The organism is Bacillus sp. MT(2024), from assembly GCF_036362845.1.
In the GTDB taxonomy this organism is placed as follows: Bacteria; Bacillota; Bacilli; order Bacillales; family Bacillaceae; genus Bacillus; species Bacillus velezensis.
Genome location: NZ_CP143632.1, coordinates 3,309,840 through 3,333,172 on the forward strand (window position 1 = coordinate 3,309,840; position 23,333 = coordinate 3,333,172).

The following is a 23,333-nucleotide window of genomic DNA, read 5'->3' on the forward strand; positions in this document are numbered from 1 at the left end:
ATATCTGGTAACGAGTGAGAAAATCTCCCTTAATTGAGAGAATATACAGAAAATAATATAAAAAACAGGCCGAAGCCTGTTTTTTATTCCTTCATTGCCTCAGTTACTGCTGCGGAAACGAGTGCCCCAGCTTTCTCTAGCCGTTCTTTGCTGATGTGTTTCATATTATCATTTTCGGTGTGGTACCAGGGCCCCGGCTCCTGTGTATCGGGGCTGAGCCAAATCCAGTTAGCCGACGGAATCCCCGCTTCATAAAAAGAGACATGGTCTGAGTAACCGAGCTGAATCAGGTTTGGCTTGACCAACCGGGATTTTTCAGCGGCTTTTTCAGCGTACCGGACACTCGGGTTTTCCCTGCCGTCAGGAGTCGTGACACACATTTGACTCGCTTCTTCCCAGTCAGTCGCAATCATATCGGCATTAAAATTGGCCTGGCTGTGCTTTCTTTCATTGTTCGTGAGTGTACTGACGTAATAAGATGAACCCGCAGACCATAATTCTTCTGCACCGAACAGGATAAAGCGGATCTCTTTGTCTTTCGGTATGTGTGTCAATTGCTTGCTGATTTCCAGAACGGCAGATGTGCCTGAGGCGTTATCATCCGCTCCGGGCGCGCCTTTTACGCTGTCATAATGCGCTGTGACATAAATAATATCAGCATCAGAAGAGTTGGCCTGTGCCGCTTTGCGCGTTCCTATGATATTTTGTGAGGTGCGGTTTTTATAGTTTTTAAATTGAATGACTGCCTGCTTTTCCTGCAGCAATGCTTCACCGTCTTCTTTTTTCATACCCGCCGCCGGTATCGTGATTCCTTTATCGGTCTGCGGACGGACGGCGAGCGGTTTTGTTGTCTGATTATAAATAATGACTGCTTTGGCTCCCGCTTGTTCGGCATGTTTGATCTTTTGAGAAACGGGGATCTTTCCTTCGCGTATCACTGCAATCTTTCCTTTGGCTCCTGTTACGTCATTGCGTGATCCGCAGCCGCCGTCAAAAATCCCGCCTTCTATTTTGAGCTCTTTTTCAACAGCGGATTGATCAGCGGAGCGGAGCGGGAATTCATGATCTCCCGCTGTGACTGAACCTGAAAAGTACTTTTTCAATGGAAATGACTGTACTTTGACACTGGCGCCCTGAGCCCGCAGACGATTCGATATGTATTCAGCCGCTCCCTTTTCTTTCGCAGTTCCGGTTTCCCGCGGTCCGATGATTTCACTCAGATCACGCATAGTGTCCAATGCCTCATCGGCATCAAAAACCGGGGCGGTCACAGCTGAATAAGCATGGGTTTCGGCCAGCGGCCCGGCAGCCGCACCCCATATGACGCTTGCTGCCACCGCGGCTGACATAAATGAAAATTTCATCATAATCCCTCCTCTTATTAACACCTCTTCCCTTTCGATTGAAGAACACTGATTCCTTTAAAAAGGGGAAAAAATGAATATTATTGACCAAATGAAGATGAAGAAAAAGGAGGGAAAAGCCCGGGACCATAAAAAAACGCCGGGAGAATATCTCCCGGCGTCCATTCCATTACTTATTCAAGTTATAGAAAGAGTTGATACCATGGTATTGAGCAGTTTCAGCCAACTGATCTTCGATGCGAAGAAGCTGGTTGTATTTCGCAACACGGTCCGTACGGGACGGAGCACCTGTTTTGATTTGTCCTGCATTAGTTGCCACAGCGATGTCAGCGATTGTGCTGTCTTCAGTTTCACCTGAACGGTGAGAGATAACGGCAGTGTAGCCCGCGCGTTTCGCCATTTCGATCGCATCGAATGTTTCAGTCAATGTACCGATTTGGTTTACTTTGATCAGGATAGAGTTGCCTACGCCGTTTTTGATACCTTCAGCAAGCTTTTTCGTGTTTGTAACGAAAAGGTCGTCACCGACAAGCTGAACTTTTTTGCCAAGACGCTCTGTAAGAAGTTTGTGGCCTTCCCAGTCGTTCTCGTCAAGTCCGTCTTCGATAGAGATGATTGGGTATTTAGAAACCATTTCTTCGTACCAGTCAACCATTTCAGCAGATGTTTTCACAACGCCTTCGCCAGACAGATGGTATTTGCCGTCTTCTTTGTTGTAGAACTCAGAAGATGCAGCATCCATAGCAAGTTTCACTTCTTCGCCAGGTTTGAAGCCGGCTTTTTCGATTGCTTCAACGATTGTTTGAAGCGCTTCTTCGTTAGAACCAAGGTTCGGAGCGAATCCGCCTTCGTCACCTACAGCTGTGTTCATTCCTTTAGCAGAAAGAACTGATTTCAGGCTGTGGAAGATTTGAGCGCCCATGCGAAGCGCTTCACGGAAGTTAGGCGCGCCTACAGGCATAATCATGAATTCTTGAATGTCTACGTTGTTGTCAGCATGCTCTCCGCCGTTTACGATGTTCATCATCGGTACAGGAAGCGTTTTTGAGTTGAATCCTCCAAGGTATTGGTAAAGAGGAATCTGTAAGAAATCAGCAGCTGCGCGCGCACAAGCCATAGATACGCCAAGGATTGCGTTCGCACCGAGTTTGCCTTTGTTTTCAGTTCCGTCAAGCTCGATTAAAAGCTGATCGATTGCGTTTTGTTCAGTTACGTCAAAGCCGAGAAGCTCTGGAGAAATGATTTCGTTTACGTTGTTAACAGCAGTTAACACGCCTTTTCCAAGGTAACGGTCTTTGTCGCCGTCACGAAGCTCAACCGCTTCGTATTCACCTGTAGAAGCTCCGCTTGGCACTAATGCGCGGCCGAAAGCTCCTGTTTCTGTATATACTTCAACTTCAACTGTCGGGTTGCCGCGGGAGTCAAGGACTTCGCGTGCATAAACATCAACAATGTATGGCATGAGTTTGTCTCTCCTTTTGATTTACGCTTATTTTTGAATTAAAGATGTTCCGGTCATTTCTTTCGGTTTTTCAACACCGAGAAGGTCTAATAACGTTGGTGCGAGGTCGCCTAGGATTCCGCCTTCGCGCAGCGTCACGCCTTCTTTCGTCACAATGACAGGGACTGGGTTTGTCGTATGGGCAGTGTGCGGTTCGCCTGTTTCTGTAATCAGAATGTCCGCATTACCGTGATCAGCGGTAATGATGGCATGTCCGCCTTTAGCGATAATGGCGTCAACCACTTCGCCTAAGCACTCGTCCACTGCTTCAATTGCTTTAATCGTCGGTTCGACCATTCCGGAGTGGCCGACCATGTCAGGGTTTGCAAAGTTCAGGATGATCGCGTCGTGCTTGTCAGCCGCGATTTCTTTTACAAGAGCATCCTTCACTTCATACGCGCTCATTTCAGGCTTCAGGTCATATGTCGCGACCTTCGGCGAGTTAATGAGGATGCGCTCTTCGCCCGGGAATTCTTCTTCACGGCCGCCGCTCATAAAGAACGTAACGTGCGGATACTTTTCAGTTTCTGCAATGCGAAGCTGTTTTAACCCGTGCTGTGCTAATACTTCACCGACCGTATTGTCAAGGTTTACCGGTTTAAAAGCCACATATCCGTCAACAGATTCACTGAAGTGAGTCAGGCAGACGAAATACAGGTTTTTCGGATGATTTTCACCGCGGTCGAAATCGCGGAAATCTTTGTTGGTAAACGTGTTTGAAATCTGGATGGCGCGGTCTGGTCTGAAATTATAGAAAATCACAGAATCGCCGTCATGAATTTTCGCAACGGGTTCACCGTTTTCTTTTGTGATGACGGACGGAATGACGAATTCATCATGAATGCCGTTCGCATAAGAATCGTCGACTACATCCATCGCGCTGCGGTAAGACGGGCCTTCGCCGTAAGCCATTGCGCGGTACGCTTTTTCCACACGGTCCCAGCGTTTGTCGCGGTCCATGGAGTAGTAGCGTCCGGAAATGCTGGCGATTTCGCCGACACCGATTTCTTCGATCTGCTCATTCAGCTGCTGAATGTAAGTTTTCGCCGTTTGCGGACCTACATCGCGGCCGTCGAGGAAACCGTGAATATACACCTTCGTCAGTCCTTCACTTTTCGCAAGTTTCAGCAGCGCGAATAAATGATTGATGTGACTGTGTACGCCTCCGTCAGAAAGAAGGCCGAACAGGTGCAGCGCTTTGTCGTTGTCTTTCGCGTTTTTGATGGCGTCAAGGAACGTTTGATTGCGTTCGAATTCGCCTTCGCGGATGGCAACGTTCACGCGTGTTAAGCTTTGGTACACAATACGTCCTGCGCCGATATTCAAATGACCGACCTCAGAGTTCCCCATCTGTCCTTCAGGCAGTCCGACTGCTTCGCCTGATGCCGTCAGCGTCTGATGAGGGTATTGGTTCCAATAACGGTCGAAATTCGGTTTTTTCGCTTGTGCGACTGCGTTTCCGACTGTTTCATTGCGTAATCCGAACCCATCAAGAATGATGAGTGCAGCTGGTTTTTTACTCATATTGACCTTCCTCCAATAATTGAACGAATGACTGCGGTTCAAGGCTTGCGCCGCCGACCAAAGCACCGTCAATATCGGACTCTGCCATATATTCTTTAATATTTGCAGGTTTTACGCTGCCGCCGTATTGAATGCGGAGCTTGTCAGCAGTTTCCTGGCTGAAGCTTTCAGCAACGACTTTACGGATATGCGCGCAGACGTCGTTTGCATCTTTCGCTGTAGAAGATTTGCCTGTTCCGATTGCCCAGATTGGCTCGTACGCAATAACGGAAGCGGCAACTTGCTCTTCAGAAAGACCCGCAAGACCTTTTTTCACTTGATCGGCAACAAGATCATTTGTTTTTCCGGCTTCGCGCTCTTCAAGCGTTTCACCTACGCAAATGATCGGCACAATGCCGTGTTTGAAAGCGGCATGCGCTTTTTTGTTAACTGTTTCATCAGTTTCAGCGAACATTTCACGGCGCTCAGAGTGTCCGATGACGCAGTAATCCACGCCAAGGTCTTTCAGAGCGACCGGGCTGATTTCACCTGTGAACGCACCGTTTTCTTCAAAATGCATGTTTTGGGCGCCGACTTTCAGGTCAGTTCCTTTAACAGCAGAAGTCAGCTTTTCTAAGAAAAGAGCTGGTGCGCAAACAACGGCTTCCGCTTTGTCTGCTGCTGGAATGGAAGATTTCACTTCTTCAACGAAGCTGACAGCCTCGCCGAGTGTTTTGTTCATTTTCCAGTTACCGGCTATAATTGGTTTTCTCATCTGTTCCACTTCCTTATAGCAGTTTTTATTTATCGTTCAGCGCAGCTACACCCGGAAGCTCTTTGCCTTCCATGAATTCAAGGGATGCGCCGCCGCCTGTTGAGATATGGCTCATTTTGTCAGCAAGGCCGAATTTTTCAACGGCTGCCGCAGAGTCTCCTCCGCCGATGACAGAGTATGTATCGTTTGCCTCTGCCAATGCTTCAGCCACTGCTTTTGTGCCTTGAGCGAACAAGTCGATTTCGAATACGCCCATCGGTCCGTTCCATACGACAAGTTTGCTGTTTTTGATAACTTCAGCGTACGTTTCGCGGGTTTTCGTACCGATGTCGATCGCTTCTAAATCACTTGGAATTTCAGAGATCGGCACGATTTGAACGTTTGCATCGTTAGAGAAATCATCAGCAACGAGAACGTCTTCCGGCATATAGAATTTAACGCCTTTTTCTTTCGCGCGGTCCATGAATGATTTTGCAAGTTCGATTTTATCTTCTTCAAGAAGAGATTTACCGACTTCATAGCCAAGCGCTTTTACGAATGTGTAAGCAAGACCTCCGCCGATGATCAGGTTGTCCACTTTATCAAGCAGACTTTCGATTACGCCGATTTTGTCTTTTACTTTCGCGCCGCCGATGATTGCCGTAAACGGGCGCTCAGGATTTGTCACGGCTTTGCCGAGAACGTCAAGCTCTTTTTCCATCAGGAATCCTGCAACCGCCGGCAGATGCTCGGCAATTCCGGCTGTAGATGCGTGAGCACGGTGGGCAGCACCGAATGCGTCATTGACATATACATCCGCAAGCTCAGCAAATGCTTTAGCAAGCTCAGGATCGTTTTTCTCTTCACCAGGGTAGAAACGTACGTTTTCCAATACAAGAACGTCTCCGTCCTTCATATCAGAAATTTGTGCTTTTACAGCATCGCCGTAAGCTTCATCCGCTTTTTTCACTTCTTTACCGAGCAGTTCGCCTAAGCGTGCAGCGACAGGAGTTAAACGAAGCTCCTCAACCACTTCGCCTTTCGGGCGGCCTAAGTGGCTCGCAAGAAGGACTTTCGCGCCTTGGTCTGCAAGGTGTTTGATTGTTGGAAGCGCAGCGCGGATACGAGTATCGTCTGTTACTTCCCCGTCTTTCATTGGAACGTTAAAGTCAACGCGGCAGAATACGACTTTGCCTTTTACGTCGATGTCTTTTACTGTTTTTTTATTCATGCCTTAGGAGATCCTCCTTCAAAATGGTTTGCATAGCACGAAAAACGTGAAACGTGAAACCGCCTCATGATGCTTCCGCCGCGGGGCAGATTGCAGCTTCCGGGCACGGGGCAGATCGTCTTCTGAGCCAGGGCAGGCGGCTCAGAAAACGAAAGTGCCGCGGAAACTTCAAAACGCGGACGTTCTGCAGCAATCCGGCGCTTTCTGAAAGCCGGTTCTCATGGAAAAAGGGAAAGGGAGTCCGTCCCCTTCCCTTGTCCGCTTTCATTATAGCGTTTCTGTCCGAAAGAACCAAGTCCGGCCCTTTCCGGGAGCTATGAATTAAAGACCTTGTTTTGCGATGTAAGCTGCAAGGTCAACAACGCGGTTAGAGTAGCCGCTTTCGTTATCGTACCAAGAGATTACTTTTACCATGCTGCCTTCCATAACCATTGTAGAAAGAGCATCGATTGTAGAAGAGTTAGCATTGCCGTTGTAGTCTCCGGATACTAATGGCTCTTCGCTGTATCCAAGGATTCCTTTAAGATCGCCTTCAGCCGCTTCTTTAAGAGCTGCGTTTACGTCTTCAGCCGTTACGTCTTTGTTAAGTTCAGCAACTAGGTCAACAAGAGAAACGTTTGGAGTCGGCACACGCATAGCTCCGCCGTTCAGTTTGCCTTTCAGTTCAGGAAGAACAAGGGAAACTGCTTTAGCAGCACCAGTTGATGTAGGAATGATGTTTTCAGCTGCTGCACGCGCACGACGGTAGTCTTTGTGCGGAAGATCAAGAATTTGCTGATCGTTTGTGTAAGAGTGAACAGTTGTCATCATACCGCGTTTGATGCCGAATTTGTCGTTAAGTACTTTTGCAAACGGCGCAAGGCAGTTTGTTGTGCAAGATGCGTTAGAGATAACATGGTGGTTAGCCGCATCGTATTTGTCTTCGTTAACACCCATAACGATTGTGATATCTTCTTCGTTAGCAGGTGCAGAGATGATAACTTTTTTCGCGCCTGCTTCTAAGTGTTTCGCAGCGTCTGCGCGTTTTGTGAAGAAACCAGTAGATTCAACTACGATTTCAACGCCTTGTTTGCCCCAGCTGAGTTTCGCAGGATCGCGCTCAGCAGAAACTTCGATTGTTTTGCCGTTAACAACAAGGTTGCTGCCGTCAACTTTAACTTCTGCATCTAATTTTCCGTGTACGGAATCATATTGTAAAAGATGAGCAAGCATGTTAGCGTCTGTTAAATCGTTAACTGCTACTACCTCAACTTCAGGATTGTTTAATGCTGCGCGGAATACGTTACGTCCAATACGACCAAAACCGTTAATACCGACTTTTACTGCCATGATTATTTCCTCCTTTAAATAAGTGAGAGATATTTATATTGAGGGACTGTTATCCCTTAATAACTTCTTTGCGGCTCCTTCGTCCGTGACGAGAACCGTGTTTCGCTGCTTTTTAAAATAAGCTTCGATTGCTTCCGCTTTTGATGATCCGCCCGCTACCGCGATAATGTCGGGAATGGCATCGAGGTCATCGAGCTGCATTCCGACTGAATGCACCTTGTGAACGACTTCTCCGTCCGCATTAAAGTAGTAGCCGAATGCCTCTGTCACCGCATGATTGTCATCTATTTTCTTCAAATCTTCCAAAGGCGTGTTTCTTCGCTCCGCCATTGTTCTAGCTTCGCCGATTCCGTGAACGAGCATACTCGCTGATTTAATCGTGTGAAGCACCTCTTTTACGGAAGGTTCTTCAATAATAGATGAGTAGGCGCCTTGTGACAGCTGGCCGGGAACGAACAAAAGCCGGTAAGTGCCTGAAGCCTTTTCCGCCATATGCGCGCATATGGTGTTCGCCTGGTTTTTCACATCTTCGCCTAAACCGCCTCTTGCGGGCACAAACAGGAGCTCGCGGTTTTTTGAATCCGGCGTCATCATATCGGCGACGGCTTCAATTGTCGTACCGCCGGTTACAGCGACGATATTTTTGCCTGAAAATCTCTTTTTCATACATGCAACGGCCGCTCTCCCTAATTCTTTTTTGACCCAAGGAGATTGGTCGCTGTCTCCGGAAACGATAATGGCGTCTTTCAGATTGAGCCGCTCTTTTAATGTCTTTTCCAAAAGCGTCAATCCTAAAACATCCTTCATCGTATCTTCCAGAATCGAAAGCAGTGAATAGCCCTCTTCCGTCATTGTCATGCCGTTTGTTTTAATATCGATGAGATTCTGTTCTTTCAAGAACTGAACCTCGCTTCTGAGAACACGCTCGGTCAATCCGAGACTGGCTGCAAGACTTCTGCGGCCGATCGGTTCTGTAAGCCTGATATACTGCAAGATTTCAAATCTTTTCTGCATCACAAGCAAAAGATCAGGCAATAATTTTTTTTGAGCTTGTATTAACTGGTTCATGACTCAAACGTTCCTTCCTATTCATACTGGACAGAAAATGTCCCGCTATGACAAAAAACGTCCCATCATAGCCAAAAAAAATTATGTCTGCTTTCTTTAATTATTTTAACAGGATGACATTGTTAATTCAACTGTTAAAGGTCAATTCCTCGACATTCTTCGCAGGATTTACCAGTATCTCCTTGATACAGTCATTATATACAGAAACGGAATGAAGGTGACAGACAAAAGCCCGCCGGAGCGGACTTTTGTCGTAAAACGCTTTCATTTTATCCAGAGTTTTTCTATTTCTTCTAATGATTTATTTTTCGTCTCAGGGCAGATCGTCACGACAAACAAGAAACAGAGAATATTAATGACGGCGAATATCCAGAAGGTGTACGCGAGCCCTAACCCGCTGATCATCATCGGCACGAACTGGCCGATCGCCCAGTTGGCCCCCCATAAGAATATCGTCGCAATACCGGCGGCGCGTGCGCGGAGGTGGTTCGGAAAGATTTCCGAAATCATGATCCACGTAATCGGCCCGACTGATACGCAGAAAGCGGCGACGAATCCCAATATGATGACGACTAAAGCCGGACCGCTCGCCAGCTGAAAATAAAAGGATGCCCCGATTAAGATCATGAACAGCGCCATAAAGGCAGATCCGACCCCCATCAGCTTTTTCCGGCCTACCTTATCGACTAAAAGAACCGCGATAATGGTGAAAATCACTTCAACGACACCGACGATGCATGTCGTGATAAACCCCGCATTCTGTCCGAAGCCCATCATTTTGAAAATTTCCGGCCCGTAATACGTAATTGCGTTCATGCCGATGACCTGATTGAATAAAGCCAGCAGAATCCCGATCACAAGCGCTTTTCTCAGCCCCGGTTTAAACAGCTGAGACAATGAACCCATTTTTTCTAATTGTAAAGACGTTTCGATTTGTTTGATTTCTTCTTTCGCGGTCTGCTCGCCGTTAATGCGCGTCAGCACGGCGAGGGCTTCATTCCGGCGCCCCGCTTTCGCAAGCCAGCGCGGACTTTCCGGCACGATAAGCAGCACGATAAAAAAGATGACGGACGGAATCATGCCGTAAGCGAGCATCCACCGCCAGCCGGTGTGCACCCCCCATTCATACGAGCCGGACTGCTGGACGGCGAGGTTAATAAAATAAGTGCCGGATATCCCTAATATCGTAAACAGCTGATACAGTGAAGACAGACTGCCGCGTATGGCCGGCGGAGCCGCTTCGGTAATATACGTGACAGAAAGCGAGGAGCCCATGCCGATTCCGAGACCGCCGATGACTCTGGCGATCACTAAGGAAGACACACTTTGAGAAAGCGCAGAGACAACCGCTGACACCGCAAACAACAGAGCCGCTGCCATCAAAATCTTTCTCCGTCCGAAACGGTCACTCAAAAATCCGGAAATTCCGACGCCGAAAACACCGCCGATCATAATGCTTGAAATCACGAGCCCTTCCATAAAAGGACTTAAGCGGTACAAATCTTTCAGGAAACCGATGGCGCCGGAAATCACCGCCGTGTCATAACCGTACAAAAGCCCTCCCAGTCCGGCCGCGCATGAGATGAGAATGACAAACCACTTGGAATGCTGCCGAGTGACAGGTACATTTGAGCCAATTGGTGCCGGGTGATTCTTCATGAATTTTACCCTCCCGCGAATAATAGAATAAAAACGCTTACAAAACAGAGTGCGGCGCTTGATGTTACTTTGTTTTCTTCAGAACCGCCACATTTGTACGTACTTATAAAGAATTTTATCTAAAAATAAGGAAAATTAGTACGTACAAATAAAGAATAAGCAGTTTTTCATAATCTGTCAATTATTTTTACAGCTTGATGAAAGGGCTTACTATGTTATACTGGAATTTGTCCGTATACATTTTGGAGGAATTGATATGCTACCGAAATATGCTCAAGTAAAAGAAGAAATTTGTTCATGGCTGAATCAAGGAAAAGTACAGCCGGACGAAAAGCTGCCTACGGAAAATGAGCTGATGCAGCAGTTCGGGGTCAGCCGCCATACCATCAGAAAGGCGATCGGAGATTTGGTCTCGCAGGGGCTGCTGTACAGCGTTCAGGGCGGAGGCACCTTTGTCGCTTCACGCACGGCGAAATCAGCCATGCATTCAAACAAAACGATCGGTGTCATTACAACGTACATATCAGACTATATTTTCCCGAGCATCATCAGGGGAATTGAATCTTATTTAAGCGAACAGGGCTATTCCATGCTGCTGACGAGCACCAACAACAATACAGAAAGTGAGCGGCGCGGCCTTGAAAACCTGCTGTCCAAAAATATAGACGGGCTGATTGTCGAGCCTACGAAAAGCGCGCTGCAGACGCCCAACATCGGCTACTATCTCAACCTGGAGAAAAACGGCATTCCGTTTGCCATGATTAACGCCTCTTATGCGGAGCTGGCCGCACCGAGCTTTTCCGTCAATGATGTCAAAGGCGGCATGATGGCTTGCGAATACGTCATGTCCCTCGGCCACACGCACATTATGGGTATCTTTAAAGCGGATGACACGCAGGGCGTCAAACGGATGAACGGCTATCTTCAGGCGCACCGGGAGCGCGGGATTTTCCCGTCTCCGGACATGATCGTGACTTATACGACTGAGGAAAAAGAAACCGTGCTTCTTCAAAAAATTAAGCATACCCTTGAGCAAAACAGCGGATCATACCCGACGGCCATTCTTTGTTATAATGATGAAATTGCGCTGAAGACGATTAATCTTCTCAGAGAATTCGGCTTAAAGGTGCCTGATGACGTATCGGTCATGGGCTATGACGATTCACATTTCGCCCAGATTTCCGAGGTGAAGCTCACCTCTGTCAAGCATCCGAAATCCATTATGGGGAAAGCGGCGGCAAAATACGTCATCGACTGCTTAGAGCATAAAAAACCGAAGAAGGATGACGTCGTGTATGAACCGGAACTCGTCATCCGGAATTCCGTCAGGCGGATCGGCGAATGAAAAAGGGCAGATACAACAGTATCTGCCCTTCAGTCATTAAATTGAAAACTAAGCTGAAAATCATGAGGCGGAAGAACATCATCTATATTTTCTTTATTAAAATGCTTTAAAATATAATAAAATGACGAATCTGAAATATATAGTCTTTTATCATAGTATGTAAAAACCTTTGGAAAGATATCCTTTTTGGATTGCAATTCATCGAAGTGATTAAGTACAGAGGTCAGCGCACCATGATTTATTGACTTTTTCTCATGGATTCGGTGAATATTCTCATACAAGTACTGGAAAGAAAAACCTCTCCTCGCTATATCTGGATCAGATGTTAACACAATTTTCATTATATAATAGTATAACTTCAGCTTCGCTTTTCTTTCTCCATCTGCAATGTCTTGAATATTTCTCAGATATTCCTCACTTACTCTTTTATAATACAAAGCATTACATTCCTTAGCTAATTCAAGACTGTCAAGAACAATGTAATTCTGACTTCTCTTTCTTATTCCACTTTCACGACAATAGTCAAAAAGAAGTTGTTGATATACCGCAACTATTTGGCTGGATGCCTCCATAAAATAATTTGTTACATTTTCACTTATGTCTATGTTCAGCTCTTTACAGCCTCTACTCTTTATATTCATTAAATCTGTAGTAGACCATTTAGTAGCATCAATATAATCAATCCTTTGAGATAATTCTCCATTGAATTTTTCAAAATAGCCATTTATAATTTTTGTCCCGATTATAATGAATCTTAAGCCGCTTTGATAAAACATTTTCAGATCAAAAGCCAACAGATATTGATCGACTAAATTTAAATAATGAAAGTCATCCAGTACGATAAACTGAATACCTTTTTCCTTCAGTGATTCAGCCACTCTGACACTTACGGTTTTGGGAAGATCCATTTTCCCTGATTCACTTAATAACTCTTTTTCAGATGAATCTCCGGTCACTTTCGCTTTTAAAAATTGAAATAGATTTGCCTCTACTTGACTATCAATTTTTGAGCACTTTTCAATACTTTTGGAGAAGTTATCAGATATCTCCACACCAGATTTGTATAAAATCTGTGTGTAAATATCAGCTAAATCAACTCCCTTCGTACAGTCTATCACTATAGTGTTTTCAGCTTTGGTTACATATTTTTTTCTTAATAGTGTTTTTCCGACTTTTGTTTCGCCATATATTACGATGTGATGATCCGTAAGTTCAATTTTATCTTGGTAATCCTCATCAATTTGTTGTCTATCAACATAACTTTTTAAAACATTCCGCGATATACCAAAAACATCTTTCAAAGAAACATCCAAATTTTTATTCCCTCCCTATATTTCAAGAAAATTTTTCTAATAAATAATATCATAATAGTATGAAATTTCATATTATTACATAAAAACAGGCAGCACACTATATATTATGTGCTGCCTGTTTTTCATCTTTTTAATTCGGCGATGATCTCAAATGATCTCATTCTGTCGGCATGCTCAAAGCTTTCTGAATTGACCATGATTTCATCCGCCTGTGTGGTCCGGATGAAGCTTTCCAGCTTTTCCTTCACACGCTCCGGTCCGCCGACGATCGTTGAACTGAGCTGTTCATTGACCATCGCTTTTTCATACGGCGACCAGATTTGATCCATGTCTTCAACAGGAGGCTTCAGCTGGTTCGGCGTGCCGCGGACGAGGTCTAAAAATCTTTGATAATGCGATGTCGCCAGATGCTCCGCCTTTTCATCCGTATCGGCGGCAATGACGGTGACGCCGACCATCGCGTACGGTTGATCCAGTACGTCTGACGGACGGAAGGAGCTTCGGTACAGCTCAAGGGCGGGCAAGGTGTTTTTCGGTGAGAAGTGAGCCGCAAAGGCGAACGGAAGCCCGAGTTCTCCCGCAAGACGCGCGCTGAAGCCGCTCGATCCCAGAAGCCAGATCGGCACGTCCAGCCCTTCGCCCGGAATGGCGCGGACTTGATTGCGCACATTGCCTGTCGGTTTGAAGTAATTTCTCAATTCTTCAAGCTGCTCCGGGAAATCTTCCCCGCTGTTTATGTTTCTTCTTAAGGCCCTCGCCGTTAATTGATCGGTTCCCGGCGCGCGTCCGAGCCCCAGGTCAATCCTCCCCGGATATAACGTTTCAAGGGTTCCGAATTGCTCCGCGATTATAAGTGACGAATGATTCGGCAGCATAATGCCCCCTGAACCGACGCGGATTTTTTTCGTGCCGCCGGCGATGTGGCCGATCAGCACCGCCGTTGCCGAGCTGGCGACTCCTTCTATATTATGATGCTCCGCAAGCCAATAGCGGTTATAGCCCCACTCCTCGGCGCGGCGCGCTAAATCCATGCTGTTGCGGAACGATTCAGCAACCGTTCCCCCCTGTACGACCGGCGATAAATTCAATACGGAAAACGCAGTATCTTTCAATGTATGTTCAGCCATCGTTTTCTCCTTTATGGTTTAGTGTAAGCAGATCTTAAACAAGGTCTCTACCACACACCTTACCACAGCTTTTCCCGTGAGTTAAACAATTTGATTCGATGATCTTCGAACAATCAGTCAGCGGTCGTCACTAGTGAACTCTGTATGAATGAATCTATTACATTCAGATATGAAGAGCTTTTCATCCTATAAAAGTGAAAATCTCTCGTTGAAAAAACATATCCAATAATGTTAAGATATGTATGATATTGAATAGGAAGGAAGTCATAGTCTATATGCGTAAAAAAATCTTAATGGCACTCACCACAGCTTTACTGGCAGCAATCTTCTTTACCGGAAACACCGATAAGGCATATGCCGCAGACTTTTATTCCGGCACTCAGCAGCATTTAAATGTAAGCGGATTTACCGATGCCTCCTACTACACGAAAAAAGCGAAAAGTGTCGATTTTACTCTCAGTACAGCGTATCCGTCAGATCGAACTTTTAAAGGAAACCTATACTTACAGCGAAAGTCAGGAAAGAAATGGACGACTTGCAAAAAAACAACCTTTTCTTTCTCAGTAAGGGTGACTAAGTCATTCTCTTTAAAAGGATGCAAGACAGGTTATTATCGTGTCAAAGCTACGTTCAGCGGTTCAAAACTTGTCAATACGACAAACTCTTTTAAAATTAACCGATAAGATTCAGGACCCTAAGATTTTTAGGGTCTTTTTATTCATTCTTTGTGAGCTCCTGCGCGATTTGAATAAAAAGTTTTGCAGCTAATGAAGCCTCTTTTACAGACGGAACGGCAAGCAGAACATCACGGTACACCGCCTGATTGAGTTCCCTTGTCACGACATTTTCCGGCAGCGATATTCCGGACATAGACATTTGTGATAATATCGCAATTCCCAGCCCCTCTTTGATCATGCTGATGGACGTATTGACGTTGTAAACAGTGAATGCGGCAGTCAGCACAGATCCTGCCTCCTTAAACATATCAATAAACGGTGATTCGTATCCTCCGTCACAGATGATCATCGGCTGGCGGTCAAGATCTTTCAGAGTGATTGACTCACAGCTGCAAAGCGGATGATCATTTCTAAGCACGACGGCCATTTTATCTTTTTTCAGCGGCAGATATTCCATGTCTTCCGTAGGAAAAAGAGTGATCCCTACATCTATTACCCGGGAGCGGAGCCATTCCTTTACTTCGTTAACCGTTCCTTCATGAAGTACCAACTCAAGCTTCGGATACCGTTTTTTAAACACGCTGATCAGTTTTGGAATGAAATAAGCGGAAGCGGCCGGAAATGTGCCGATGTGAATCGTTCCCTGTTCAAGCCCTCTTTCCGCGGCCGCCAGCTGCTCGGCTTTTTCTATGCCTTTGAGCACCTCTCTGATATGAACGAGAATTTTTCCGCCCGTGTCCGTGAGCCTTACGCCGTTGCGGCGCTCGCGGATGATCAGCTTGATGCCGAGCTCTGACTCAAGCGCCGAGATGGCATGGCTGACGGCGGGCTGCGTCATATTCAGCGCCTGCCCCGCTTTTGTAAAGCTTCCCGTTTCAGCGATTTGAACAAAAACCCGCAGTTGTGTAATCGTCATAACATTTTACTTATGCTCCTCATAAAAAAGATTCATTTTATTTATCTTACTGATTACCGTATCATATGATGGAATTGTTCTACAAGGAGTGAACGACGTGAAACAGCTTTCGAAAATACAGACGGCTCTTATGCTGGCGTTTCTAGTCACGGTATGGGGAATTAACTGGCCGCTGACAAAGGCCGCGCTCGCCTATTCGCCGCCCCTTCTGTTTGCCGGAATCCGCACGCTGATCGGCGGACTTCTATTATTAATGGTGGCGCTGCCCCGTTTTAAAAAGCTGCGTTTTAAAGAAACGTGGCCGATCTATCTTATTTCTGCCATTTTAAATATTACTTTATTTTACGGCCTGCAAACGGTCGGCTTGAATTACCTGCCTGCCGGCTTATTTTCAGCCATCGTGTTTTTCCAGCCGGTGTTAATGGGCGTTTTTTCTTGGCTGTGGCTCGGGGAATCGATGTATCCTTTGAAAATAGCCGGTCTTATTCTGGGCTTTGCCGGTGTCGCCGTCATCAGCGCAGCCGGTTTCGGTGGCCATATTTCCATCGCCGGCATTCTTTTGGCCTTAGGCTCCGCGGTCAGCTGGGCGCTCGGCACGGTATATGTGAAAAGAACGGGCGGACGCGCGGACTCTATCTGGATGGTCGCTCTTCAGCTTCTGATCGGCGGCGTGCTGCTTGTCAGCTCCGGCCATTTTTCAGAAAGCTTTTCAGCGATTCAATGGAAAGCTCCGTTCATTCTCAGCCTTCTGTTCATTTCGGTATTTGTCATCGCGCTCGGCTGGCTCGCCTTTTTTACGCTTGTCGGTTCAGGGGAAGCAAGCAAGGTTGCCTCTTACACCTTCCTGATCCCGCTCATATCCATTGTCGTCAGCTCGATATTTCTGCATGAGCCGCTGACCGTCAGCCTTTTAGCCGGACTGCTTCTGATCGTCACAAGCATTTGTTTTGTGAATATAACACCGAAGAAACTGAAAACACCTGCTCTGGCCGCAGATAAAAAGGCCGTTCATTAAAAAAACTCTTGCCGCGGGGCAAGAGTTTTTTTATTTATTGACGTCTCCCTTTCACGAGATACGCAGCCGTAATGAGGAGATAGATGGCCGCAGTGATACATGTGATGACGATGGACGTCGTCGCAATTACGCCGATCAGGATGGCCAAAAGCGCAAGCACCGCGAACCATGTCGTGTACGGGAACCATTTGACGTAATAAGCCGGCTGTTCTGTTGAATGTTTTCTTGATTTCAAATGGGCGAATCCGATAATCAGCCAGATGAACAGCACGGTATAGCCGAGGGAACCCATCAAATAATTAAACGTCCGGCTTCCCGCAAATAAAGAAATCAGGACGCCTACATATAAAAATGACGTACAAGTCAGAATCGCATAGACGGGAACCTTTTTCTTCGATAGTTTTGAAAAGATTTTCGGCACCCGGCCGTCAGAAGCCTGCGTAAATAAGACGCGGGATGATCCGTACAGTCCCGAGTTCATAGACGAGATAATCGCAAGAAGAATGACGGCATTCATAATATGGTCGGCACCCGGAATTCCGACCATCTTAAATACTATGACAAACGGGCTTTCGGGAACGCTGTTGACTTGATTCCAAGGAATCAGGCTGACGATGATGAAAAACGGCAGCAAGTAAAAAGCGACAATCCGCGTTAACGTGCTTCGGACAGCTTTCGGAATCACCTTTTCGGGGTTTTTTGTCTCCGCCAGCGTGACGCCGATGATTTCCGTTCCGCCGTATGAGTAGATCACGACGAGCATCGCCGTAATGACGCCCCCCGCTCCATGCGGGAAAAACCCTCCGTGATCCGTTAAATGAGACAGCCCCGGCGCCGTGTGATTGCCGAATGAGAAAAATAATAGCAGAATTCCGCATAATATAAAGATGACAATCACCGTAATTTTAATGAGCGCGAGCCAGTACTCCGTCTCGGCAAACAGTTTCACAGAAAGCATGTTTACGACCGTCACCACGATGGAAATGATCAAAGCCAGTATCCATATCGGACATTCCGGCAGCCAATATTGAATGAAAATGGCGGCTACGACCGCCTCCGCGGCAATATTGAGCACCCACATTTTCCAATAGATCCAGTCTAAAAAGTATGCAGCGTACGAACCGAGAGACTGCTGAACCAAATCACGGAACGTCCTTGCATGTTTGTTTCTGACGGCCATTTCGGCCAGCCCCTGCATAATAAACAGCAGAATGATTCCGCCGAGGAGGTAGGCCAGTAACACGGACGGCCCCGCTTCATCAATCGCCGTGCTGCTGCCTTTAAAGAGCCCGGCCCCGATTGCGCCTCCAAGCGCCATCATCATAATGTGTCTGGACGACATCGTCCGTTTTAACGTTTGCTTGTCCTTTTCCATTTATCACACGCCCTCTCGCAAAAAGTGTTCATCACATAAAAAAGCACGCCGCCTCTTTAGGAAAAGAGACGGCGTGCCTCAGGCAGCCGCGGTACCACTCTTGTTGATCCCGAATATCCGGAATCCAGCTTAAAAACCTTTTAACGAAGGTCAGCCGTTAGGACATAGGGAATATTCCGACAATTCCGTTCCGCCCTGCCACTTCCGGGCGAGTTCAAAGAACAATCAGTCCGCGTTTCACCAACCCGCAGCTCTCTTTTTCTGACTGGATTCTTTTACTGCTCCCGTTCACAGTGTTTTATGTTAAATGAATCTCTTGAGTTTTTATTTTCTGAATATAGTAACATAATATACAGTCTTCTATTTTCAAAGTCAATACTAATTTTTGCCGCTGGTTTTCTTATCACCTATATAAGACATTTTGACTGAACATGTTTATCTTCATATGAGGATTGAGACGGCTCCTAATATGGCGTAATCGGCATATATGGACTGAGCGGCAAAAAGTTGGCAGAAATATGAAAGGTTACTCTTATTCCGGTACCTCAGCTTAGTAACTGTACACATTTCTTTCTAATAGTTCAACTCCAATGACCCCACAAGGTTCTATACCCGGAAGTCATATTCCATTTATTAAAGCTATTGACATGAAACCAATTCCACAAATTAAACTCGTGGAGAACACTAGTTGGCGTAACACGAAACAGTATAGATGCATTAGTGGCGTTACAGCTAGTGTTTTTGAGTTTTTAAAAGGAATTTACAGGATATAAATGACAATAACGAGAAAATCGGGTGTAGAAAGTTGAATAAAACACCTACTTTTTTACAAAAAATGATAATAAAAGGTTGATATGGTACGGGTTTCATACTTTAAGATGATGATGTGTCTTCACTGAATACTAAATAAACATTTCCAGGAGGCGTTTCCTATGCAGTCCAGCACATCATTTAACAGCCCGGCTTACCTTGAAACAAACGGAGTAATGAAAATCGCTGATATAACCTATAGTAATAATGAATGGCTGAACTTTGACATTGGAGGAGAAGGGATTTTTAAGAAATCAGGTTCTTATTTAGTTCCATCTCTTCCAGTAGAATTTCATTGTCATGGAATCGGTGACTATGATTTTAGCAATTTAGACCAATTAGATATTGAAAAGATCAATACACTAGCTGAAATAGAAGGGATTTTCTGTGTACCCTCTATCTTTCTTCCTCATAATCAATTAGATCAATTTGCATCCTTTATGAAAGAGTTCCATACACAAAAGAGAAAGGGACGTTACCGTAATATTTTAGGTATTTCACTAGAAGGACCATTATTGGCCAGCTTTGCAGGCACACCGGAAAAAGGGAATTGGGCACCCTTAAAAGAAGAATGGGAAAAGATCGCTTCATGTGGAGAATACGGTCTTATTTATACTGTACTGTCTCCAGATGCTATGACTGAAAACTCCTATCTAAAGAAATATATCACCGAAAAACATCCAAGTTTAGAATGGATTGTAGATACACTTGTGGAGGCTGGAGTAAAACCGGCGCTGGGTCACTTCCAAAAAGCATACCCGGAGGAAACCTCTGAACTTATAATGAAAGTTATAGATACAGCGCAAAAACGCAGCAATTACACTGGATCAGATGCCGTTTTAACAGATCATTTGTTTAATGATATGCCAAACAATTTTAAACACACCTGGAGAACACCCCAAGAAAGAGTGCATAGATTAGAGGGGTTAAAAGATGCTCGGTTAGATAAATGGAACATAGATAATATAAACACACTTGTCGGAGAAGTTCCCGGTACTTTGATGAGAGCCGCGAAAGAAGGTTTATTAACCATTTGTATGAACTTTGATAGTGAACATGTAGACTTAGAAGTTGCACGGCGGGTTGTAGAACTTGTTGGCTCTGAGGGTATTATAGCAATGACAGATCGCATTGACACAGATTCCATGTGCGGCCAATCACTGGAGAAAATTGAAGGGAATAATCTGTGGTATCAAGGAAAAGGGTATGTAGCGGCAGGGTCTTACACAATTGATCGGCTTATGCATAATATTCGTGCTATAGGTTTTAATGAGAAAGTTGTATGGAATATGACATCATTTGTGCCATTAAAAGCTTGTCATTTCCTAAATGAACTTGAAAACCTATCCATGAAGCCCTTCAGTTTTATAGATGAAACGAAAAAAAGAGCTCATTTCAAAGCGCCTGCCCCAGAGCTGATTCTGCGCTAAGCAAAAAAGACCATCATAAAGTGGTCTTTTTAAGTTGACTTTCTTTTAATAAGTTTTAGGTTCAATTTATTTATATTGGGGACATCTTTGTTATTCATTAAGTTATATAATAAATTTGCTGCTGTTTGTCCCAACTCTTTAATAGGTTGATGTATCGTTGAAAGTTCTATTACCTTAGATATCGGCTGATTATCAAATCCTATAACCGCCAGTTCTTCAGGTATTCGTATTCCCTGTCTTTTTGCTTCATAAATGATCCCCGCCGCAACGTAATCACTTCCTACAACCATTGCCGCAGGACGAGGTGACTTATTTAGTAATAATTTTGCTATTTCTATACCATTCTCAATAGTGTACTGTTCCTCAAAGTACCAATTATCACACCATTTCAATCCGTATTCATTTTGAAAGTGAAAAAATGATTTTTTTCTGCTTATGCCAACACCGCTCTTAGGATTTCCTATACACAGACCAATGGATTGATGTCCTTGATTTCGCAGATGATCAATTGCCATTTTGATTCCTGACTCATGATTAATAAATATATGTGCAACCTGTTTGCTTGCAGAAGCTTCACAGGAAACAATATTACCATACCCAGATATCTCGTCGAGTACGTGATGGGGGCTTACACAGGATCCCAAAATAAGACCGTCAATAAGTTTGTATTTCAATCTGTTAAAAAACTCCATTTCTTGTTCAGGATCGTTATTTGATTGGTGCACAAGTAAACTGTAATTATGTTTATTACACTCTTCGCCTATTCCGGCAATCAGTTTACTGAAAAACGGATGGTTGATTTTGGGAACAATGACTCCGAAAACATTTGTCTTCCCCCTGGATAAGTTAATCGCGTTGAAATTCGGTACATAATTTAATTCCTTCATAGCTTTTAACACAGCGTCCCGCTTCTCAGGTTTTACATAAGGATGATTATTGAGAACTCTAGAAACTGTTGTCCGAGAAACGTTCGCTTTCTTTGCTATCTCTGTAATGTTTGTCATTACTGCTACTCCTTTTTAGACAGCGTTATCAGCATTTCACACTGAACAACACAAGGGGAAAAAAGCATTTAATTCATTGTTTTATCATGGCCTGCATGAATATATGCGCCTTCCTGTCCCACACTATAGATAGAACGGGGCTTCCCCATCTTGTGTAATAGTTTGTCAAATAAACCTACTAATATCCCCAGACACAGCAGCACAATGATGGTTCCTATCCCAATCGGCCCCTGAAGAATGATTGCAAGCACAAAAGCTAAAGCTTCCCCTATCGTCTTTGTAATATTAATACCCCAACCTGTACGTTCAGTAATAGCCAGCATTAATTCATCATTCGGTATCGAAGGAAAAGATGCTCTTAAATAAATAGCGATTCCCATAGCCAATATACACAACCCTATCAAAAATAAACTCCATTGAAGAATTACAGCATCTGTTTTTAAGAACGAAAGAACCTTTAAGTTTAAAAGGTCAACAAAACTTCCAATAATAACAATCGGAATAAAACCGGCTAGATTAGGAAACCGCATTTTTATGAGGCTGTTTATAAAGATAAGAATTCCTCCGACAATGAAAACCCATGACCCGATTGTAAGGCCAATGAGTTCTGATAAAGCCACGTTCAGAGCATCCCAGGGGGCAATCCCGGTATTAGATTTAATCATACATACAACCCCTACGGATAAAATAAACAATCCGACAATATAGATTAAACATCTTTTCACAAAATGGATCATGGCTGTATACTCCGCGGTTTAGGGTCTTCTTCTTTCGTCAGAATGTAGTGATCAAAAGCATAAGATACACCACACTCATCATTCGTTAACGTTTTAAAAGCAGCCAATTGAATAAGCTTCTTATCTGCATTTCCCATGGCTATCCCTATTCCTGCTGCACGAAACATAGGCAGATCATTTAGATTATCACCTATTGCAATTGCATTCCGCGCATCCGTTCCATAATGTTCACAAAGTTTATTTAATGACGCTCCTTTATCTACTCCTGAACTTGTGATCTCGAGATTGAATGCTCCTGAACTCGTTACGGCACACTCCTTCAGTTGTCCAAAATATTCTTTTGCTTTTTTTAATTTTCTTTGGTTTGGCGAAACGATCATACATTTTATGACATACCGATAATCGATAGGGTCAATTGTACCCGGTATTTCCTCTAACCCGTATTGATGTATCTGAGCTTTAATAGAATTCCAAAATACTTCTTGATTAAAATGAGGTTCTTCCATTACTGTATTGTAAAGTTCTTTTTCAAGCTGCTGAATTCCTTGATTTGATACGGCAATTTTGTCAGATAAGTAAAGCTGATAATACATTTCTTCTTTATTTAACCATGTGATGATAGGTTGGATTACATCTGAATCCATAAAATGTTCGAATATGACCTGATTTCCCACATCAATTTGAGCGCCGTTTGAAGCAATGATCGGAAAATCCAAATCATATTTATTGATGATGTGTTTTGCATCAAATAAAGCTCTCCCTGTAGCGATTGTTACAAGATGACCTTGTTTTTGTCCGAGCTTTAAAGCTCTTACATCTTGTTCTTGGATAGTTAAGTTCTCTGATAACAGCGTGCCATCTAAGTCAATTGCAATTACTTTCATGTAAATTTCCTCCTCAGAGTTTAAAAATCATTGAAAGTATAATGTATGGTACGCGTTTCAGAGCAATTAGATTATTATATTAATTTGAAGTTTTTCTGAGAAGCTGATTATACTGTGCTTCTCAAGTGTTCTCCTGCTTAATAATCCTTCTCTTTTGATCAATCCAGTTAATCAAAGAACTGACTGCTAATGACGGAACACTAATTTGAAGAAATTCATCTGGAACTTCAAGCGCCGGCGACTTGGGCACCGGCACTTTTCAGAGAACGATCACTTTTTGTGAAAATCGGA

At 44.5% G+C, this 23,333-nt stretch carries 19 protein-coding genes and 1 other annotated feature; of the genes, 4 read left to right on the forward strand and 15 right to left on the reverse strand.

Annotated features, from left to right (window positions below):
* Nucleotides 1-83: 83 nt before the first annotated feature.
* From VP472_RS16570 to VP472_RS16605, 8 genes are all read right to left on the reverse strand, one after another.
* Nucleotides 84-1,364 (reverse strand): M28 family peptidase, encoded by a 1,281-nt coding sequence (locus tag VP472_RS16570; RefSeq protein WP_146275521.1) that lies wholly within the window; start codon nt 1,362-1,364, stop codon nt 84-86.
* A 169-nt stretch (nt 1,365-1,533) separates the two neighbouring features.
* Complete coding sequence (gene eno, locus VP472_RS16575) at nt 1,534-2,826, reverse strand: phosphopyruvate hydratase (RefSeq protein ID WP_007409956.1); 1,293 nt, start codon at nt 2,824-2,826, stop codon at nt 1,534-1,536.
* Between the two features lie 27 nt (nt 2,827-2,853).
* Nucleotides 2,854-4,389 (reverse strand): 2,3-bisphosphoglycerate-independent phosphoglycerate mutase, encoded by a 1,536-nt coding sequence (gene gpmI, locus VP472_RS16580; RefSeq protein ID WP_003151620.1) that lies wholly within the window; start codon nt 4,387-4,389, stop codon nt 2,854-2,856.
* Nucleotides 4,382-5,143, reverse strand: a complete 762-nt coding sequence (gene tpiA, locus VP472_RS16585) for a triose-phosphate isomerase (protein ID WP_003151618.1) — start codon at nt 5,141-5,143, stop codon at nt 4,382-4,384. The genes gpmI and tpiA overlap by 8 nt, the downstream gene beginning before the upstream one ends.
* A gap of 25 nt (nt 5,144-5,168) precedes the next feature.
* A complete protein-coding gene (locus tag VP472_RS16590; protein WP_003151616.1) occupies nt 5,169-6,353 on the reverse strand; it encodes a phosphoglycerate kinase in 1,185 nt (394 codons plus the stop codon).
* A gap of 321 nt (nt 6,354-6,674) precedes the next feature.
* Nucleotides 6,675-7,682, reverse strand: coding sequence for a type I glyceraldehyde-3-phosphate dehydrogenase (gene gap, locus VP472_RS16595; protein ID WP_003151611.1), 1,008 nt, complete (start codon nt 7,680-7,682; stop codon nt 6,675-6,677).
* A gap of 33 nt (nt 7,683-7,715) precedes the next feature.
* A complete protein-coding gene (cggR, locus tag VP472_RS16600; RefSeq protein ID WP_003151607.1) occupies nt 7,716-8,750 on the reverse strand; it encodes a gapA transcriptional regulator CggR in 1,035 nt (344 codons plus the stop codon).
* Between the two features lie 264 nt (nt 8,751-9,014).
* The gene (locus VP472_RS16605) at nt 9,015-10,409 is read right to left on the reverse strand and encodes an arabinose-proton symporter AraE (protein ID WP_003151605.1); all 1,395 of its coding nucleotides are present in this window, start codon (nt 10,407-10,409) and stop codon (nt 9,015-9,017) included.
* Between the two features lie 256 nt (nt 10,410-10,665).
* Here VP472_RS16605 and VP472_RS16610 point away from each other — a divergent pair, with 256 nt between their 5' ends.
* Nucleotides 10,666-11,754 carry an arabinose utilization transcriptional regulator AraR gene (locus tag VP472_RS16610; RefSeq protein ID WP_070082402.1) on the forward strand — a complete coding sequence of 363 codons (1,089 nt, stop codon included), beginning with the start codon at nt 10,666-10,668 and terminating at the stop codon, nt 11,752-11,754.
* Nucleotides 11,755-11,783: 29 nt separating this feature from the next.
* On the opposite strand, the gene VP472_RS16615 is transcribed toward VP472_RS16610, so the two are convergent.
* Nucleotides 11,784-13,067 carry an ATP-binding protein gene (locus VP472_RS16615; protein ID WP_146275523.1) on the reverse strand — a complete coding sequence of 428 codons (1,284 nt, stop codon included), beginning with the start codon at nt 13,065-13,067 and terminating at the stop codon, nt 11,784-11,786.
* 122 nt (nt 13,068-13,189) lie between these two features.
* The gene (locus VP472_RS16620; RefSeq protein WP_146275525.1) at nt 13,190-14,194 is read right to left on the reverse strand and encodes an LLM class flavin-dependent oxidoreductase; all 1,005 of its coding nucleotides are present in this window, start codon (nt 14,192-14,194) and stop codon (nt 13,190-13,192) included.
* A gap of 275 nt (nt 14,195-14,469) precedes the next feature.
* Between VP472_RS16620 and VP472_RS16625 the strand changes: the two genes are divergently transcribed.
* Nucleotides 14,470-14,877 carry a hypothetical protein gene (locus tag VP472_RS16625; protein WP_003151600.1) on the forward strand — a complete coding sequence of 136 codons (408 nt, stop codon included), beginning with the start codon at nt 14,470-14,472 and terminating at the stop codon, nt 14,875-14,877.
* A 31-nt stretch (nt 14,878-14,908) separates the two neighbouring features.
* Here VP472_RS16625 and VP472_RS16630 read toward each other — a convergent pair whose 3' ends face one another.
* Nucleotides 14,909-15,787, reverse strand: a complete 879-nt coding sequence (locus tag VP472_RS16630) for a LysR family transcriptional regulator (protein WP_003151597.1) — start codon at nt 15,785-15,787, stop codon at nt 14,909-14,911.
* Nucleotides 15,788-15,884: 97 nt separating this feature from the next.
* Here VP472_RS16630 and VP472_RS16635 point away from each other — a divergent pair, with 97 nt between their 5' ends.
* Nucleotides 15,885-16,802: a DMT family transporter gene (locus VP472_RS16635; protein WP_121984582.1), complete on the forward strand. Its 918-nt coding sequence runs from the start codon at nt 15,885-15,887 to the stop codon at nt 16,800-16,802.
* Nucleotides 16,803-16,836: 34 nt separating this feature from the next.
* Here VP472_RS16635 and VP472_RS16640 read toward each other — a convergent pair whose 3' ends face one another.
* Nucleotides 16,837-18,177, reverse strand: a complete 1,341-nt coding sequence (locus VP472_RS16640; protein WP_146275527.1) for an amino acid permease — start codon at nt 18,175-18,177, stop codon at nt 16,837-16,839.
* Nucleotides 18,178-18,238: 61 nt separating this feature from the next.
* Nucleotides 18,239-18,478 (reverse strand) — a binding site (T-box leader).
* Between the two features lie 631 nt (nt 18,479-19,109).
* On the opposite strand from VP472_RS16640, the gene VP472_RS16645 reads away from it, so the two are divergent.
* The gene (locus VP472_RS16645; RefSeq protein WP_146275529.1) at nt 19,110-20,417 is read left to right on the forward strand and encodes an amidohydrolase family protein; all 1,308 of its coding nucleotides are present in this window, start codon (nt 19,110-19,112) and stop codon (nt 20,415-20,417) included.
* A gap of 29 nt (nt 20,418-20,446) precedes the next feature.
* Here VP472_RS16645 and VP472_RS16650 read toward each other — a convergent pair whose 3' ends face one another.
* The 3 genes from VP472_RS16650 to VP472_RS16660 all read right to left on the reverse strand — a co-directional run bounded on the left by VP472_RS16650 (nt 20,447) and on the right by VP472_RS16660 (nt 23,042).
* Nucleotides 20,447-21,421 carry a LacI family DNA-binding transcriptional regulator gene (locus tag VP472_RS16650; protein WP_077722869.1) on the reverse strand — a complete coding sequence of 325 codons (975 nt, stop codon included), beginning with the start codon at nt 21,419-21,421 and terminating at the stop codon, nt 20,447-20,449.
* 68 nt (nt 21,422-21,489) lie between these two features.
* Nucleotides 21,490-22,158 carry a YczE/YyaS/YitT family protein gene (locus VP472_RS16655; RefSeq protein ID WP_146275531.1) on the reverse strand — a complete coding sequence of 223 codons (669 nt, stop codon included), beginning with the start codon at nt 22,156-22,158 and terminating at the stop codon, nt 21,490-21,492.
* Entirely contained in the window at nt 22,155-23,042 is an 888-nt protein-coding gene (locus VP472_RS16660) for a Cof-type HAD-IIB family hydrolase (RefSeq protein ID WP_146275533.1), read from the reverse strand. Before VP472_RS16660 ends, VP472_RS16655 begins: the two co-directional genes overlap by 4 nt.
* Nucleotides 23,043-23,333: the final 291 nt, after the last annotated feature.